The following is a 16,667-nucleotide window of genomic DNA, read 5'->3' on the forward strand; positions in this document are numbered from 1 at the left end:
TGCAAAAACGTAAAAATAATCATCTTTTTTCTTTTAAACTGCAAAAATAGTCGACTTTTAGCCGAAATACTAGTTTGTAAAGTGAGCTTCTAACTCTTTTAAAGTCGCTTCACTAGTTTGTAAATCCTTAACTATTTCGCCTTTTTCAAGTACAACAATGCGTTCACATACATCTGTAACATGCATTAAATCATGACTGGAAACTAATACTGTAACCCCTTGTTTTTCTGCTAAATGCTTTATGATTTGTTTCAATCTTATTTGAGTTGTCGGGTCTAAGTTGGCAAATGGCTCATCTAGTATAATAACCTCTGGGTTTCCAATGAGTGCAGCTACAATACCTGCTTTTTTCTGATTTCCTTTGCTTAAATCTCTTAAATACTTTTTCTTTCCAAGAATTTCATCATGAAAAAAGTCTTCAAACTGCGCAAGTAAATTATCTACATCAGATTTATTTTGACCACGTAACTCGCCAATAAAGTAAAAGTATTCTTCGGCTGTTAAGTAACCTATTAAGAAGCTTTCGTCAATAAAAGATGAAGTAAACGGTTTCCATTCTTCACTTTCGTGCACTAAAACATTATTATTTTTAATGTACCCTGAACTAGGTCTAATAAGGTCTAGAAGCAAGCTAAAAAATGTCGTTTTTCCAGCTCCATTATTACCCACTAATCCAAAACTTTGCCCCTTTGGAATATCTAAGCTAGGTAAATTTAAAACTTGAACTTCATTATATGATTTAGATAAATTACTTACTGTTATCATCGGTTTTTTATTTTTTTTCTGCGTAAGCAGCTATGGTTTTATACTTTCCTTTTTGATAGATATTTTCGATTTTGTTTAAGAAAAAATTCTTAAAAACAATTCCTATTACACCGCTTAAAGCTAATGCTATAAGTCCTGCATTAAAGCTTATAAATTGATATGGAATAAAAAAGATTAAAATTGGCAATAACATTTTAGGTAATGCTATAAGTAATTGTGTGGGATTAAATCCATTTGTATTACTAAATGCTTTAGCCTTAACATTAAGTTCTATTGGCACTCGGTTTAAAGCACCTCCAAATAATGTAATAAATGTATTTAACCCTATGTTAAATATAGCGCCAGCGGCAATCATTAAATAAATATCCCAGCCAAAATAAATATATGGTGTGCTTAAAACAAAAGAAATAGCTACGGCAACTACCATAAGATACCATTTGGATTCTAAATACTGTCTATAAGGTATATTCTGACTCATTAATAATTTATAATATTCACTATCCCAAGAAGGTACTAATTGACCAAAGCTTAATAAAAACCCTCCCGTAATAAACATAGCTGCAAAAGCTAATAAATATGGGGTTTTTTCAATATACATACTTTGAGTAAAAAAGAACAGTCCATAAAACAGAAAGAAGAAAGACATCATTAATACTTGTCTTGGTCTAACGTTTCTTGAAATTAATTTCACATCATTTTTTAAAAATGGCGCAATGCTTCCAAAACGATCCATCCATGATAAATCTGTTGCTTTTGCTTCTTTTACTTTTTTGGAAATAGCATCATCTAGGTAAAATCCTTTTCTTATAAAACTAAAATTTACTCTATATAAACCAATTGCTAGTAGTAAAGGGATAATGGCTAAATATGGTTGATTATACATAGTATTAAACGCCACACCAATTGGTTTAGAAATTTTAAAAATGTCATACATTTCTAAGCCAATTAAAACTACTAATAAAGAAAGTACCGTATAAAAGACAACATTATTCTTGTTTACAAGAAAATTAAGAAAGTTAACACAAAAGCTAAGTGCTATCACGCCTAAAAACCAGAACGATACATTCAATACTGAATAGCCCTGTACAATTAACACGACACTAAATGGTATGAAAATAAATAGTGCTATAAAATTAAAAAACGATAGTACTGTTTTTCCTAATAAAAAATGGATAGCACTATTCCGTTTAACAGGAATTGTCATTAGTGGTTTTACATTCATCACTGGTAATTGCTGCATAAAATACCTAATAAGTAAATCGAACATTACCCAATAAATTAAGAAGTTATTGACAGAAATTAATGGATCAACATCTGGAATGGCTTCTTTAAAGAGAAAATACATACCTCCTCCCAAAAGTAAGGCTAGACCTCCAAAGTATAGTGCTCCTAAAATTAGTAGAATTTTAATAGCTATCCCTTTCTGAAAATAAGAAGCACGAGTAAATTGCTTCCACTCTAGGCTAATAAAATGTTTAATCATGTTTTGGTTGTGTTTGATGTATTTGTTGCTATTATCGTCAATTTGTTACAGTCTAAATTAAAAATTAACTATTTACTTCACTATTTTTGCAAAAAAATTATTTCAATGTCACAATTCTATACCCTTACAATAAAAGATATTCAAAAAGAAACTGACAATGCTGTAACCATAAATTTTGAGGTTCCAAATAACTTAAAAGACACATTTTATTTTAAAGCAGGACAATATATAACTTTAAAAACAACATTAAATGGTAATGAGGTTAGGCGTGATTATTCTTTGTGTGTGTCTCAAAAAAGTAACGAGATAAAAGTTGCTGTAAAAGAAGTAATAGATGGAACTTTCTCATCGTATGCTAATACCCAATTAAAAACTGGAGATACTTTAGAAGTAGCACCTCCAAAGGGTCGCTTTGTTTTTGAACCTGATGCTTCAAAAACAAGAACAATTGCTGCTTTTGCCGCTGGAAGCGGTATTACTCCAGTTTTAAGTATCGTAAAAACTGTATTAGAAGACGAACCAAATAGTAATGTTGTTTTGGTTTATGGTAATAAAACGACAAAAGACACTATGTTCTTAAACGAATTACTAGAATTACAACATCAATATAGTAATCGCCTAACAATTAAATTTGTATTCAGCCAAGCCAATGAACCTGATGCTGTTTTTGGACGTATAGAAAAAAGTACTGTTAATTTAATTGTTAAGAATGAATATAAGCATACTACTATCGATGCCTTTTATTTATGTGGTCCCGAAAGTATGATTCATACTGTTAAAGATGTGCTTACTGATCATAATATAAACGATGATATTATCCATTATGAATTATTTAAAGCCGCAAAAGCAAGTAATGATAATGTTGGCACTCTTAAAGATGGAAACACACATATTACTGTAATTGTTAATGATGAAGAAACAGCATTCGAAATGTCTCAAAAAAGAAATATTCTTGAAGCATCCCTTGATGAAGATTTAGATGTGCCATATTCTTGTCAAGGCGGTATTTGTAGTAGTTGTATTGCACGAATTAAAGAAGGAGAAGCAACTATGAGACAAAACAATATTTTAACTGATAGCGAGCTTGCAGAAGGACTCATTTTAACATGTCAAGCACATCCAACATCCAATAAAATTATAGTAGACTATGACGACGTATAAGTCCAAAAATCTATATAAATAATGTTATTCGTCTGATTTATTTGTTTTTAATCTTTGAATTATGCATTTCATCGAATTGAATACATATTTTCCTACACAAAATTTTTATGTGTTTTAAAAACGAATACATTAGTAGTGGATTTAAACGTTAATCTTTTTTAGGATTATCTATGTCTATTTATAACGTTTAACCTAGCCTCACTTTATGTGAGGCTTTTTTGTAGAATCTTCTCAGCTTTTAAAACTATTTCTTGAGGCGTTATTGAGTTAATTGCTTCTTCGTATCCCTCTGGAAATTTATTGCCATAAATTGAAGTAGGAATTAAAGAAAACTGCTTTCTATCTGCTAGTAAAGCATTCTCTGGTTTTTGATTAAAAGGATAAAACCCTGCATAAGGATGTGTAACTCCCCAAAGCGTAACCACCTCAACACCTAGCATTGCTGCTATATGTGCATTTCCAGAATCCATCGATATCATCAAATCTAAGCTGGAAATAACATCCAATTCTTCATCTAAAGAGAGTTTACCAGCGAGATTAATAGTGTTGGTATATGAACTCTCTATAGTGTCTAAGGTCTTTATTTCGTTTGATCCACCTCCAAAAAGTAAAATGGTATTAGTTTTGCTAAGAGATTTAATGACTTCTTTTATCAGCTCTCTGGAATATGTTTTACTTTTAAAAGCTGCAAAAGGAGCAATACCAACCCAAGGTTTATTTTTATCTCCAACAATCTCCTTAGTTTCATTGCTTAAAATAATCGGATTTGGAAATGAAGGTGAATTCATATCAAGTTTAAATCCAAGTACTGAAAAAACATCTGCATATCGTTGATGCGTAGTTTTAAGTTGCCTAAAGTATTTTCCAGATATTAATTCTTTTTTTTCTTGTCTTCCTTTATCTATTTGAACGTACTTTTTATTATTAAGAAACAGTTTTAGTACATTACTTCTAAGAACGTTATGCAAATCTGCAATAGCATCAAACTCTAAGTGTTTGAGTTCTCTAGATAATTTATAAAGACCAAAAACACCTTTGTGCTTTCCCTTTAAATCAGCAGCATAAACAGAAACGTTTTCTATATCTCTAAAAAAAGGCGTAAAAAAACTTCTAGTTAATACAGTTAGTTTAACAGTAGGATATTGTTTGGTAAGCTGTCGTAATATGGGAACAGTCATAGCGACATCTCCCATTGCGGACAAACGAATAACTAAAATGTGTTTAGGTAAATTACTCATTCAAAACTTTATAATGAGTCTCAGAAATATAATGAAAAATTATTTCTGTGCTCTTAAAACTGGATTAAGCTCATCATCATTATACATTTTCATTTGCTTATACACCTTCATGTATTTATTGCCATTAGAAATATCTTCAAGTAAATCATCAATAGCAGTTGATAAATCTACACGTTGTTCAAGTAGTACATTTAATTTCTTTTGACAAGCGTCTTTATGCTGTTGTGATGCATCATTCCTAACCGTTTCCAAATGCATATGGTAAATCTTTAACGCTAAAATCGACAACCTATCAATTGCCCAAGCTGGACTTTCAGAATTTATCTTTGCTTCTGGTTTTACAGTAACATCTTTGTGTTTATTTAAAAAATAGCTGTCAATATATTCAACAGTATCTGTTCTGTCTTGATTGGAGGCGTCAATCATTCGCTTTAATTTTAAAGCAGCAACTGGCTCAATATTTGGATCTCTAATAATGTCTTCATAAGCCCATTGAACTGTGTCTATCCAACATTTTCTGTATAATAAATGTGCTATTAAATCTTCTTTTTTATCGTACTTATTTGTAAAAGGTTGGTCAACAGTGTTTAAAACTTTATAGGTTTTAATAACATCTTGAAAAATGGCATTAGCCTTATCTGAAAACATATCTTTGTGCTTATAAAGTGCAAATATACTTCTATTTAATTAACTTTACTCAACCATAATTACGTAAAATGAACATTCATAATCTCTCAAACGTGGACTCTGTTTTAAATAATTTTATTTTTGAAATAAGAGATGTTTCTGTTCAAAACGACAAAATGAGGTTTAGGCGAAATATTGAGCGAATTGGTGAGGTCTTAAGTTATGAAATGAGCAAAACATTAAGCTATAACCTTATTAGTGTTGAAACGCCTTTAGGTAACACAGAACAAAATATACCAAAAGATGATATTGTAATCTGCTCAGTTTTGAGAGCTGGTTTACCGCTACACAATGGTGTTTTAAACTATTTTGATAGAGCCGAAAATGCATTTATTTCTGCTTACAGACATCATTTAAACGATACCGATTTTGAGATTATTGTAGAGTATATTGCAAGCCCAAATTTGGAAAATAAAACACTTCTTTTAGTTGACCCAATGCTGGCCACTGGGAAATCATTAGCATTAACTTATGAGGCTTTAAAATCTCATGGAATACCAAAACAGATTCATATTTTAAGTGTTATTGGTGCTAAAGCTGGTGTTGATTATATTAAAGATCGTTTTCCAGAGAACACCCATTTATGGATTGCTACCATTGATAAAAATTTGAATGATAAGGGCTATATAGTTCCTGGATTAGGCGATGCTGGAGATTTAGCGTTTGGTAATAAGCTAAAACACTAATTGAAAAATTGGTGTAATAATCAATAGCCATATAAACACCTCCGAAAGCCAAGCTTTTTTTATAGACTCGATATAATTAGCCATAATAATAGCAAGTGGCGCAAATAGAAAAATAAATTCGCTTCCATTTTTATTTGGTGCTAAAATCACTATTACAACCCCAATAATAAAGGCAATTAAAATTAAGGTAAATGATGGTCTAAGCGCTCTAGATTTATCCTGTAACTTTTTAACATAGAAGAATAAAGCCCAAATACTCAATAACGAAATAATGGTTATTGAAGTTGTTAAGTTAGGTGTTTTATAGTTAGAAAAATCAAACGCGGCATTATCTACATACATATTAATATCTCCAAAGGTATCTTGGGTCAAGATATTATAACTAATAATGATTAAAATGACGGTTAAAATGCCAGTAAAAGGAATCATCCAATTATTTGATTGACCAATAGAATAAAACACTAACGCAGCAAAAACCAAAATTAAAAACAAGATAGACCAAAAATAAAACAACGATGCTAAGGCAATCCAAAAGGCAGCATCAAATAATTTTTTCTTGATATGTAAATTAGATCTTAAACTTATTATTCGTCTTATAGCAAATAAAATAAATACGTTTGAAGCAATAATAGTTCCATATTGTATTGTTGCAGGAATACATGCTAAAAACAAGCTGAACACTAAAATTTTGAAACTATTTTGTTTAGTTAGATTGTTCTTGTTTACAAAAAAAGAGAGTACAAATATAGATAACAGTGTTATACCATATAATAACAATTCTTTACCTGTTTGTGGTAAACTTATACCTTCAGAATAATAATCCAATCTAACAGCTAAAAACAACCCTAATACAAAAATAGATACAAGTACAAGGTGGATTGGTTTAGAAGTACTAAAAAATCTTGTAATCATTTAAAGAGTTTGTATATTTGCTATGTAAATATAATATTATTACAATGAAAGACTTTTTTTATGCCATTCAAGATTTATTTGTAGATGTATTATTCTTGCCATTAGATGGTTTAAGAGAATTAGAGCTTGAAAATTGGTGGGCTGCAAATATTGTTTCGTGGATATTTATTGTTATTGGAATAGTCGCATTTACTTACTGGATGCTACAATTAAAAGGGTTTAACGATAGAGGCGAAGAGGATAAAAGCATTACTTCGCATTCATACTTATAAATCAAAACCAATATCTTTACGATAATACATCTTATCGAAATGTAGTTTTTCTATGCTTTGATAAGATTTTTTTAGTGCCTCTTCGTAATCATTCCCAAAAGAAGTTATTGCCATAACACGTCCACCAGACGTTATAATTTTTCCATTTTCTAGTTTAGCGCCTGCATGAAAAGGTATAGAATTTGTAATGGTTTCTACTCCTGAAATTTCCTTTCCTTTCTCGTAAGCTTCAGGATAACCACCGGAAACTAACATCACAGTTGTTGCAGAGCGTTCGTCAATTTCTATATCTATCTTATCTAAAGTTTGATTTGCAATTGCTTGGAAAACTTCAACCAAATCGTTTTTTAGTCTTGGTAGCACTACTTCGGTTTCTGGGTCTCCCATCCTAACATTGTACTCAATTACCTTTGGATCGTCACCAACTTTTATCAAGCCAATAAACACAAAGCCTTTATATGGCAAATTATCTTTTTGAAGTCCAGAAATAGTAGGCTTTACGACGCGTTCTTCTATTTTGTCTAAAAACCTTTGGGTTGCAAAAGGTACTGGAGATACTGCTCCCATGCCTCCAGTATTTAAGCCTGTATCACCTTCGCCGATACGTTTATAATCTTTTGCTGTTGGTAGAATCTTGTAATTCTTTCCATCGGTTAACACAAAGCAACTTAATTCAATGCCGTCTAAAAATTCTTCAATCACTACTTTGGCACTTGCTTCCCCAAATTTAGCATCAACCAACATGTTTTTTAACTCAGTTTTTGCTTCTTGTAAATCGTTAAGAATCAAAACACCTTTCCCAGCCGCCAATCCATCGGCTTTTAAAACATAAGGAGGGTTTAAGGTTTCTAGAAACGCATAACCTTCTTCAACATTTGATGCATTAAAACTTTGGTAAGCTGCAGTTGGTATATTATGACGATACATAAACTCCTTAGCAAATTCTTTACTGCCTTCTAATTCGGCTGCTGCTTTTTCTGGACCAATAACAGCTACATCTTTTAATTCAGTATCATTTAAAAAGAAATCGTGAACACCTTGTACTAAAGGATCTTCAGGCCCAACAACTACCATCTCAATTTCTTTATCTAAAACCAAAGATTTTATCGCTTCGAAATCTGTAACACCAATATTTATATTGGTTGCTATTTTAGCAGTTCCAGAGTTTCCTGGAGCAACATAAAGGGATTTACATAATGGGCTTTGAGCAGTTTTCCAAGCGAAAGTATGTTCTCTTCCACCAGAACCTAGAATTAATATATTCATTGAAGTGTTGTTTGCGCAAAAATAATTGCTTTTAAGCTTAAAAAACAATTATTTTACAAAAACATATTATCTAAATTTTCTTTTGAATTTATTCAATCTTTCTTTACGATGTAACCGCTTTCCAATTAGTAAAGCTGAACGTGCTTTGAAAGAGATTCAAGAAAAATCTGAATCTGAGTTTGAAACATTCATTACTCAGAAAAAGAAAGACATTGTTTCATACCATATAAAACACACTTCGTTTTATAAATCACTTGCCAAAAATGTAAATCTTTTAGATTGGGACACGATTCCTGTAATGACTAAGCGTGATTTGCAACAACCTCTAAAGGATAGATTGTCGGAAAACTATACTGTTAAAAATGTTTACGTTAACAAAACATCTGGTTCATCTGGAGATCCATTTGTGTTTGCTAAAGACAAATTTTGTCACGCAATGACATGGGCAATTTTTAAAGAATGGTATGGATGGTATTCTATATTTCATACAAAACAAGCGCGTTTTTATGGAATTCCTTTAGATAAAAAAGGGTATTATAAAGAGCGTTTTAAAGATTGGGTGACGAATCGTTATCGATTTAATGTTTTTGATCTTTCGGAAACTGCCTTAGATAATTGGGTTAAGAAATTTAAAAAAACAGATTTCGTTTTTATGACAGGATATACATCTGTTATAGTGGCTTTTGCAAAGCGTTTATTACAAAGAAACTTGATCCTCTCTGAAATCTGCCCTACTTTAAAGGCGTGTTTACCAACTTCAGAAATGCTTTCTGAGGAAGACAAAAAATTGCTTGAAAAAGCATTTAATATTCCAATAATAAATGAATATGGGTCTGCTGAATTTGGCTTAATTGCTCTTGAAAAAGATGAACAATGGGTTTTAAATAATTTAAATCTGTATGTTGAAATTTTAGATAATCAAGGGAATATTTTGCCTTACGGAGAAGAGGGAAGGATTGTAATTACTGATTTATTCAATAAAGCGCATCCTTTTATAAGATACGAGATTGGAGATATAGGAAGCATTAATACTGTTGATAAAAAAACAAGCGTACTAAAAACGCTTACAGGCAGAAAAGAAGATTATGTAAAACTGCCAAGTGGGAAAACTGCGCCTGGTCTCTCTTTTTATTATGTCACAAAATCCGTTATGAAAGACGATGGCTCTATACAAGAAATTAAGGTTTTGCAACATGCTTTAAATAGGTTTGAAATAGAATATGTGTCAGAAAACGCTTTAAATGATGATCAAAAAAAGAGGATTAATGAGGCTTTGGCTAAATATTTGGAGTCTGGAGTAGATGTTTTTTTTACTAAAAAAAGTCACCTAGAGCGAACAAAAAAAGGAAAGTTGAAACAGTTTACTTCACTCCTTAACCCCAAGCTATAACTTTTTAGTTTGCTTTGACTTTACAAAAAAGTATTCAAATAAAAACAATATCAAGTATCTGGTTGATTTAAGAAACCCAAAGTCTAATACCTCCTTATACACATTAAAATTATAGGTGATTAAGTTAAGTTTATTAGATGAAAGAGCTCCTTTTCTAACTCTATAGTAAGCTAGAGATTCTTTAATTCCACGTGCTGGACCTCCTTTTTTTATAGCACTTAACCACATCACCCAATCTTGTCTTTTTTTTATGTCTGGCATATATAATTTACCCAATATGTCAACATTATAAATACCTGTCAAGTTGCCTATATAATTGCATTTAATCTGTTTTTGATAAGTAAGCTCTGGTAAAGCCTCGACTATTTTATTCAATGGTTTTCCTTGTTCACTTATTAATTCATAGGATGAAAAACAAATCGCTGCTTTTGTGGATTTCATATAAGCTAGTTGAATTTCTAACTTATTAGGTTTCCATATATCATCTGCATCTAAAAAAGCTATGTAATTTCCTTTAGCTATGTTAATTGCTGTGTTTCTTGCTACCCCAGCACCTAAGTTTTTAGGCTGCTTTATAAGTTTTATGCGTTTGTCTTCTTTAGTAAACTCAGAAATGATGATGCAAGTATTATCAATTGAAGCATCATCAACAATTATTAATTCCCAATCGTTATGGGTTTGACTAATAATAGATTGAATAGTAGTAGCTATATACCGTTCTGAGTTGTATGATGGTGTAATTATTGAAACCATCTAATAGGCTTTTTCTTCTCCCTTTATAGCGTTTATAAAAGTCTGAACGATGATTTTTAAATCAAGGAATGTCGACCAGTTTTCGATATAAAAAATATCATACTTTACTCTTCCTATTATGTCTTTGTCTGTCTCAACCTCCCCTCTATAACCACTTACCTGAGCTAAACCAGTAATTCCAGGTTTTACAAAATGACGCACCATAAATTTATCTACTCTTTGAGCATACATATTTGTATGGCTTACCATGTGTGGGCGAGGTCCAACAACAGACATGTCTCCAAACAACACATTATAAAACTGAGGTAACTCATCTATACTAGTCTTGCGAATAAATCTTCCAACCCTAGTCACTCTTTGGTCTCCTTTTGTTGCTTGATGCAAATGCGCATTCTTATTAGGCGTCATAGATCGGAATTTATAACAGGCGAACTCTTTATAGTTAAATCCGTTTCTAACTTGTTTAAAAAACACAGGCCCTTTTGATTCTAACTTTATAATGACTGCCAATAAAGGTGTTAACCATGATAGTAAAAAAAGAATTATTGCCGAGGCAAAAATTATGTCAAATAATCTTTTAGTGAACTTATTTATTGGTTCCTGAAGAGGAATTGTTCTTATAGATAAAATTGGAATGTAATCATAGTATTCATATTTCAATTTCTTTGTGAAAATATCTTTATTATCTGGTATAAATTTCACCTCCCTTAAATTATTGTCGGCAAAATCAACAAGCTTATTAATCTGTTCATTAGATAATTTTGAAGCAGAAAAATAAATCTCGTCAATATCATTATCTATAATATAATTAAAGCATGTGCTTAAGTTTTCAATACTTTTTTCAATGTTAAATTGCTTTTTAAATTGATAGCCAAATTCTGGTCTTGTTTTAAATATAGCAATAAGCTGTCTTACTTTTTCATTATCACCAATTACAATCACATTTCTTTTATTTCCGCCTAATTTAGCTCGATATTTTTTTAATAAAAAGAATGATAGAACCTTAAATATGGTTAGCAAGAGAAATACAGCTATCAGGTACTGTCCGAGCGCTAACCTGCTAATGTTAGGTTGTTTAAAGAACCCTATGAATGCATAAAGTACTAATGCATATAAAATTATTTGCCTAAATAGAAGGATAAATAATTGAACAGCTCTTGTATGTCTTCGTACATTATAATAGTGGTTTTTAAAAGAAATTATAATCCAAGTCAGAGAAATATAAGCAGTGAAAATATAAATATTAGTGATGTTAATACTAAATAATGATATTGTACTAGTAATTATTATTAAATCAACTAAGCAAAATAATGGTGTAATTAAATTCGAATACCTCCCTTGTCTGTATGCCACACTATTTTTTTATATGATTTGAAAAATCTTTATGCTCTCTTTTGTAGAGTTTTTCTTTTGATAACCCTCTAAAATAATTAAAAGTTTTCTTCATCCCTTCTGTTCTTCCAATTTTTGGCTCCCAATCTAAAAGCTGTTTTGCTAAACTAATGTCTGGTTGTCGTTGTAAAGGGTCATCTACAGGTAATTCTTTATAAATTATTTTTTGGTTTGTCTGTGTTAGTCCTATGATTTCTTTTGCAAAATCTAAAATCGTAATTTCATCTGGGTTTCCAATATTTACTGGATAAATATAATCACTAAATAGCAGCCTAAAAATCCCTTCTACTTGATCATCAACAAAACAAAACGAACGCGTTTGTAATCCATCTCCAAAAACCGTTAAATCCTCACCTCGTAATGCTTGTCCCATAAAGGCAGGAATAACACGTCCATCGTTAAGTCTCATTCTTGGACCATATGTATTAAATATGCGTACAATTCTAGTTTCCAATCCATGAAATCGATGATATGCCATGGTAATGGATTCTTGAAATCGTTTGGCTTCATCGTAAACACCTCTAGGTCCAATAGTGCTAACATTACCGTAATAATCTTCAGATTGTGGGTGTACCAATGGATCACCATAAACCTCTGAAGTCGATGCAATGAGTATTCTAGCTTGTTTTGCTTTAGCCAATCCCAATAAGTTATGTGTCCCTAAGGAACCAACTTTTAAGGTTTGAATTGGAATTTTTAAATAATCGATTGGGCTTGCTGGTGAAGCGAAATGTAGAATATAATCTAGCGTACCTTCTATAGCAATAAACTCGGTGACATCATGTTCTATAAACTCAAAATTAGGATTGCTAGAGAGATGTGAAATATTTGATGGGTCTCCTGTAATGAAGTTGTCCATACCGATAACAAGAAAGCCTTCATCAATAAATCGATCACATAAATGAGACCCTAAAAAACCGGCAGCTCCTGTTATTAAAACCTTTTTCAAAACTTATATATGTGTTGATTTTCGTCCTATAGAGTTATATTGAAAACCTTCATTTTGCATATCTTCAATATCAAATAAATTCCTTCCGTCAAATATTATAGGTGCATTTAACTCCTCTTTTAATCTATTGAAATCTGGTGTTCTAAAAATACTCCATTCAGTACAAATTATTAGAGCATCAGCATTAGTAGCAGCTTCATACTTGTTTAATGTGTAGTTTAATTTATCTCCAAACTTACGTTTTACATTTGGCATAGCTTCTGGATCAAATACTTGTATGTTTGCACCTTTTTGTAATAGCTCTTCAATAATATACAATGAAGGCGCCTCTCTAATGTCGTCCGTTTCTGGTTTGAATGCCAACCCCCAAATAGCAAAGGTTTTACCTTTTATATCACCTTTGAAATGCGTTTCGATTCTAGGAATTAGTATCTTTTTTTGGACATCATTTACTTTAATAACGGCATTGAGAATATCAAACTGATAACCAGCATCTTTACCAGATTTATGAAGTGCTTTTACGTCTTTTGGGAAACAAGAACCTCCATAACCAATTCCTGGGAATAAAAAACGTTTACCTATACGCGAGTCTGTACCCATTCCAACACGAACTTTATCGACATCTGCACCTACCTTTTCACAAAAATTAGCAATCTCATTCATAAAAGTTATTTTAGTTGCCAAAAACGAATTTGCTGCATATTTAGTGAGTTCAGCACTTCGCTCATCCATGACGATTATTGGGTTTCCAGAGCGAACAAATGGCTTGTATAGCTTTTTCATTAAGTCAATAGCTCTTTCAGATTCTGAACCAATGACTATGCGTTCTGGTTTTAAAAAATCGTCCACTGCAAAACCTTCTCTTAAAAATTCAGGATTTGAAACCACATCGAAATCAACATTAGTTTCTTTAGAAATAACCTCTGTTACTTTATCAGCTGTTCCTACTGGTACTGTGCTTTTGTCTACAATCACTTTATATGATTGTATTTTTTTTCCGATTTCTTTGGCGACTCCCAACACAAATGACAAATCTGCCGAACCATCACCTCCTTCAGGTGTTGGCAATGCTAAAAAAATAATATCACCATGACCTAGCCCTTCGTCTAAGCTTGTAGAAAACCTTAATCTTCCTGCTTTTATGTTTCTTTCAAACAGTACATCTAAATGCGGTTCATAAATTGGTACCACACCTTTTTGCATTTGCTTTACTTTTCTTTCATCTATATCTATACAAAGTACCTCGTTGCCTGTTTCAGCTAAACAGGTTCCTGTGACTAAGCCTACATATCCTGTACCTATAACTGCTATTTTCATTCACAAACTTTTATGAAGCAAAAATATAAAACTAATATGTTAAACTCTCTTTTAACTAAAAAGATTATTTAAGGTTTATTTTAATGGGGGTTTTTCAGTGCTTTTTTTAGTAAATTTAAATACTCATGATTAATTTTCTCCCAAGTAAACTTCGTGTTGATTTTATTCACTACTTGTTTAATACGTTCAGAATTATCTAACTTAAGCGTTTTATCTATATAATGTTTTACTTCACTCGAGTCATTAAAATAAAAGGCATCACCTTTAAGTATTGCCTTGTTAAAAATATTGTTGTGAGCTATAATAAGGGAGTGTGAAGCCATTGCCTCTAATAATGAAGGATTAGTTCCACCGACAGAATGCCCATGAAAATATAAATTAGAATAATACCTAAGATTATTTAAGTGTTTAAGATTGTATATGCCTCCAATAAATCTTATATGATTAACATCTTTAAACTTCTTCTTTAGATATGCACCAAATTCGTTTGCATCATGCTTTCCTACAACTAAAAAAGGTGTCTTTTTAGTTGCTTTAGAAACGCCGTCTAGTATTGTTTCTATATTATTTTCTGGTTCCATTCTAGCAATTAACATATTATAGCTATAGGGTTCTACATTATACTCTTCTAATTTGTTTTCGTCTGGCTCGTTAAAAACATTGGCTCCATAAGCAATATATGTCGATTCTCTATTATAAGTTTTCTTTAAATAGTTTTGGATTCCTATTGAATCTGAAATTAAATAATCACTGCTCTTAACAGCTAATCCTTCTGCATATTTTAAAAATTTTTGAACAGGTTTTTTATATTTTGATCTTTTCCATTCCAGTCCATCCATGTTTGTAATTATTACTGAGGTTTTAGGTAAAAAATTATGCCAAATTGAATTACTGGTATAACCTAATTGAAGTATTACATCAAACTGCCGTTTTCTAGTATCTTTAATACAGTTTAAATCATAGATAAACTGACCTATTGTACCTATTCTATTTTCAGGGTCATTACAATGGATAATATTTACTCCATTATAACTATTTTCTTGAAAAGGATGTGTATGAGAATTATATACATAAACCCTATACCCTTCCTTCGCCAAAAAGCAAGAAAAATATTCTGCAAATTGTTCAAAACCACCATGGTAGTTGGGTATTCCTCTAGTTCCTAATATTGCTATCTTCAATGGTATCGTAATTAAAAAGAAAAAGTGAGTTAAAAAAATAGAAGAAAATTATTCCTTTATTCCTAACTAAAACAACTTCGAATATAAAGACAAAGCTAGTTAATAACAAGAAAAATAGATGAAGTCTATTTTTATTATTAATTGCCTTTCTAAAACTATAAAATAGATACGCTAAGAAAAAAGTTAAAACAAAAATACCGTACATTATCAAAAAATGTAAATATTGGTTATGAACATTTCTATTTTCAAACCAATTAGGCCCTAAGTTATATGAAAAATAATAATAGTTTAAATAATTTTTAGTGTCACCTTGTCCATATCCAAAATAAACTTTATTGTCCTTTATTAAGTGGTATAAACCAATACTCCCACAAATATACCTTAATTCTAAGTCGCTAATAGCTTCTTTTTCATCATAAGTAAATACTTTCTTTTTGATATAATCATTAGTAGGTTTAAACAAAGCTATTTCTTTACTAAAGCTTATGCCTTCAACAAACCTGTCTTTTATAAATGGTATATTAAAAATTAAAAAACCTGTAACAACAAAAGTTATAATATATTTAATCCTCGTTTTCGTTTTTCTAATTTTTAGAAGGTAAAAAACACTAAACGCAATAAAATTAAATGCTAAAACTGCCTTTGAGGCACATAAAATTAATCCTACCAGTAAAATCGAGTTAAAAAGATAGATAAACTTAGGCGTAAATATTTTTTTACTCCTAGCATCACGATCAAATGAAGCTGAAATAAATAGAGAGAGGGACAAGTACATAGAAAAATATACTGGATGTTGATCATACAAACCTGTAAAGCCGTGAAAGATTATTGTGCTTAATTCAGAAGCTTTAATAATCTTAATTATGGCATATCCTATTAGTATTGCAGTACTTAAAACCGAGCTTAGGTAAAAATATTTTAATATTTTATTAATTGTAAATTTGTTAATATTAGAATTAATCATTACCAAAGTGATTAAAACAAGTAGTAAAACTAAATCTAAATGCTTAAATCCCTCTAAACTTTCCTCACTGAAAGCGCTGCTAATTAAAGAAATAACAAAAAAAATGATAAGAAAATTAGCTTTAAAAGACTTGATTTTTAAAATGCTCTGTTTTTTTAAAAAAACTATATTGGCTATCACAGCTAGTATGATAGCTGCATTCCCAATATTTACTAGAAATGGTATCGTAGAAGAAACTAAGCAAAGTAGGA

Annotated in this window: 16 protein-coding genes; 4 read left to right on the top strand and 12 right to left on the bottom strand. The window is 31.0% G+C overall.

What is annotated here, in order from left to right; translation table 11 throughout:
- Positions 1-69: 69 nt before the first annotated feature.
- The gene (locus ABGB03_RS13985) at positions 70-765 is read right to left on the bottom strand and encodes an ABC transporter ATP-binding protein (RefSeq protein WP_347923193.1); all 696 of its coding nucleotides are present in this window, start codon (positions 763-765) and stop codon (positions 70-72) included.
- 7 nt (positions 766-772) lie between these two features.
- A complete protein-coding gene (locus tag ABGB03_RS13990; protein WP_347923194.1) occupies positions 773-2,248 on the bottom strand; it encodes a DUF5687 family protein in 1,476 nt (491 codons plus the stop codon).
- A 105-nt stretch (positions 2,249-2,353) separates the two neighbouring features.
- Here ABGB03_RS13990 and ABGB03_RS13995 point away from each other — a divergent pair, with 105 nt between their 5' ends.
- Positions 2,354-3,409 (top strand): ferredoxin--NADP reductase, encoded by a 1,056-nt coding sequence (locus tag ABGB03_RS13995; RefSeq protein ID WP_347923195.1) that lies wholly within the window; start codon positions 2,354-2,356, stop codon positions 3,407-3,409.
- A gap of 203 nt (positions 3,410-3,612) precedes the next feature.
- Here the strand turns inward: ABGB03_RS13995 and ABGB03_RS14000 are convergent, their stop codons facing one another.
- Together ABGB03_RS14000 and ABGB03_RS14005 are read right to left on the bottom strand one after the other, a co-directional pair.
- Positions 3,613-4,647, bottom strand: coding sequence for a glycosyltransferase family 9 protein (locus ABGB03_RS14000; RefSeq protein WP_347923196.1), 1,035 nt, complete (start codon positions 4,645-4,647; stop codon positions 3,613-3,615).
- A gap of 39 nt (positions 4,648-4,686) precedes the next feature.
- Positions 4,687-5,295 (bottom strand): DUF4254 domain-containing protein, encoded by a 609-nt coding sequence (locus ABGB03_RS14005; protein WP_347923197.1) that lies wholly within the window; start codon positions 5,293-5,295, stop codon positions 4,687-4,689.
- A 68-nt stretch (positions 5,296-5,363) separates the two neighbouring features.
- Between ABGB03_RS14005 and upp the strand changes: the two genes are divergently transcribed.
- Entirely contained in the window at positions 5,364-6,020 is a 657-nt protein-coding gene (gene upp / locus ABGB03_RS14010; RefSeq protein ID WP_347923198.1) for a uracil phosphoribosyltransferase, read from the top strand.
- Here upp and ABGB03_RS14015 read toward each other — a convergent pair.
- A complete protein-coding gene (locus ABGB03_RS14015; protein ID WP_347923199.1) occupies positions 6,009-6,932 on the bottom strand; it encodes a DUF6427 family protein in 924 nt (307 codons plus the stop codon). The genes upp and ABGB03_RS14015 overlap by 12 nt on opposite strands.
- A gap of 44 nt (positions 6,933-6,976) precedes the next feature.
- Here ABGB03_RS14015 and ABGB03_RS14020 point away from each other — a divergent pair, with 44 nt between their 5' ends.
- The gene (locus tag ABGB03_RS14020; RefSeq protein ID WP_347923200.1) at positions 6,977-7,204 is read left to right on the top strand and encodes a uracil phosphoribosyltransferase; all 228 of its coding nucleotides are present in this window, start codon (positions 6,977-6,979) and stop codon (positions 7,202-7,204) included.
- On the opposite strand, the gene purD is transcribed toward ABGB03_RS14020, so the two are convergent.
- On the bottom strand, positions 7,199-8,470 hold the full coding sequence (purD, locus tag ABGB03_RS14025; RefSeq protein ID WP_347923201.1) for a phosphoribosylamine--glycine ligase: 1,272 nt from the start codon (positions 8,468-8,470) through the stop codon (positions 7,199-7,201). The two genes, ABGB03_RS14020 and purD, sit on opposite strands and share 6 nt — an antisense overlap.
- 82 nt (positions 8,471-8,552) lie before the next feature.
- Here purD and ABGB03_RS14030 point away from each other — a divergent pair, with 82 nt between their 5' ends.
- Entirely contained in the window at positions 8,553-9,860 is a 1,308-nt protein-coding gene (locus tag ABGB03_RS14030; RefSeq protein WP_347923202.1) for a phenylacetate--CoA ligase family protein, read from the top strand.
- Here the strand turns inward: ABGB03_RS14030 and ABGB03_RS14035 are convergent.
- The 6 genes from ABGB03_RS14035 to ABGB03_RS14060 all read right to left on the bottom strand — a co-directional run bounded on the left by ABGB03_RS14035 (position 9,855) and on the right by ABGB03_RS14060 (position 16,416).
- Positions 9,855-10,613, bottom strand: a complete 759-nt coding sequence (locus ABGB03_RS14035) for a glycosyltransferase family 2 protein (RefSeq protein WP_347923203.1) — start codon at positions 10,611-10,613, stop codon at positions 9,855-9,857. The two genes, ABGB03_RS14030 and ABGB03_RS14035, sit on opposite strands and share 6 nt — an antisense overlap.
- Complete coding sequence (locus ABGB03_RS14040; RefSeq protein WP_347923204.1) at positions 10,614-11,966, bottom strand: undecaprenyl-phosphate glucose phosphotransferase; 1,353 nt, start codon at positions 11,964-11,966, stop codon at positions 10,614-10,616.
- Position 11,967: 1 nt separating this feature from the next.
- The gene (locus tag ABGB03_RS14045) at positions 11,968-12,954 is read right to left on the bottom strand and encodes a UDP-glucuronic acid decarboxylase family protein (RefSeq protein WP_347923205.1); all 987 of its coding nucleotides are present in this window, start codon (positions 12,952-12,954) and stop codon (positions 11,968-11,970) included.
- A gap of 3 nt (positions 12,955-12,957) precedes the next feature.
- Entirely contained in the window at positions 12,958-14,271 is a 1,314-nt protein-coding gene (locus tag ABGB03_RS14050) for a UDP-glucose/GDP-mannose dehydrogenase family protein (RefSeq protein ID WP_347923206.1), read from the bottom strand.
- A gap of 80 nt (positions 14,272-14,351) precedes the next feature.
- Positions 14,352-15,452, bottom strand: coding sequence for a DUF1972 domain-containing protein (locus ABGB03_RS14055; RefSeq protein ID WP_347923207.1), 1,101 nt, complete (start codon positions 15,450-15,452; stop codon positions 14,352-14,354).
- Positions 15,427-16,416, bottom strand: coding sequence for an O-antigen ligase family protein (locus tag ABGB03_RS14060; protein WP_347923208.1), 990 nt, complete (start codon positions 16,414-16,416; stop codon positions 15,427-15,429). The genes ABGB03_RS14055 and ABGB03_RS14060 overlap by 26 nt, the downstream gene beginning before the upstream one ends.
- Positions 16,417-16,667 lie beyond the last annotated feature (251 nt).

The organism is Pontimicrobium sp. SW4 (assembly GCF_039954625.1).
In the GTDB taxonomy this organism is placed as follows: domain Bacteria; phylum Bacteroidota; class Bacteroidia; order Flavobacteriales; family Flavobacteriaceae; genus Pontimicrobium.

Coding starts and splice junctions, on each gene's coding strand:
- ABGB03_RS14015 (WP_347923199.1), bottom strand. CDS start 6,932: ATGATTACAAGATTTTTTAGTACTTCTAAACCAATCCACCTTGTACTT.
- purD (WP_347923201.1), bottom strand. CDS start 8,470: ATGAATATATTAATTCTAGGTTCTGGTGGAAGAGAACATACTTTCGCT.
- ABGB03_RS14005 (WP_347923197.1), bottom strand. CDS start 5,295: ATGTTTTCAGATAAGGCTAATGCCATTTTTCAAGATGTTATTAAAACC.
- ABGB03_RS14050 (WP_347923206.1), bottom strand. CDS start 14,271: ATGAAAATAGCAGTTATAGGTACAGGATATGTAGGCTTAGTCACAGGA.
- ABGB03_RS14035 (WP_347923203.1), bottom strand. CDS start 10,613: ATGGTTTCAATAATTACACCATCATACAACTCAGAACGGTATATAGCT.
- ABGB03_RS13995 (WP_347923195.1), top strand. CDS start 2,354: ATGTCACAATTCTATACCCTTACAATAAAAGATATTCAAAAAGAAACT.
- upp (WP_347923198.1), top strand. CDS start 5,364: ATGAACATTCATAATCTCTCAAACGTGGACTCTGTTTTAAATAATTTT.
- ABGB03_RS13985 (WP_347923193.1), bottom strand. CDS start 765: ATGATAACAGTAAGTAATTTATCTAAATCATATAATGAAGTTCAAGTT.
- ABGB03_RS14000 (WP_347923196.1), bottom strand. CDS start 4,647: ATGAGTAATTTACCTAAACACATTTTAGTTATTCGTTTGTCCGCAATG.
- ABGB03_RS14060 (WP_347923208.1), bottom strand. CDS start 16,416: ATGATTAATTCTAATATTAACAAATTTACAATTAATAAAATATTAAAA.
- ABGB03_RS13990 (WP_347923194.1), bottom strand. CDS start 2,248: ATGATTAAACATTTTATTAGCCTAGAGTGGAAGCAATTTACTCGTGCT.
- ABGB03_RS14020 (WP_347923200.1), top strand. CDS start 6,977: ATGAAAGACTTTTTTTATGCCATTCAAGATTTATTTGTAGATGTATTA.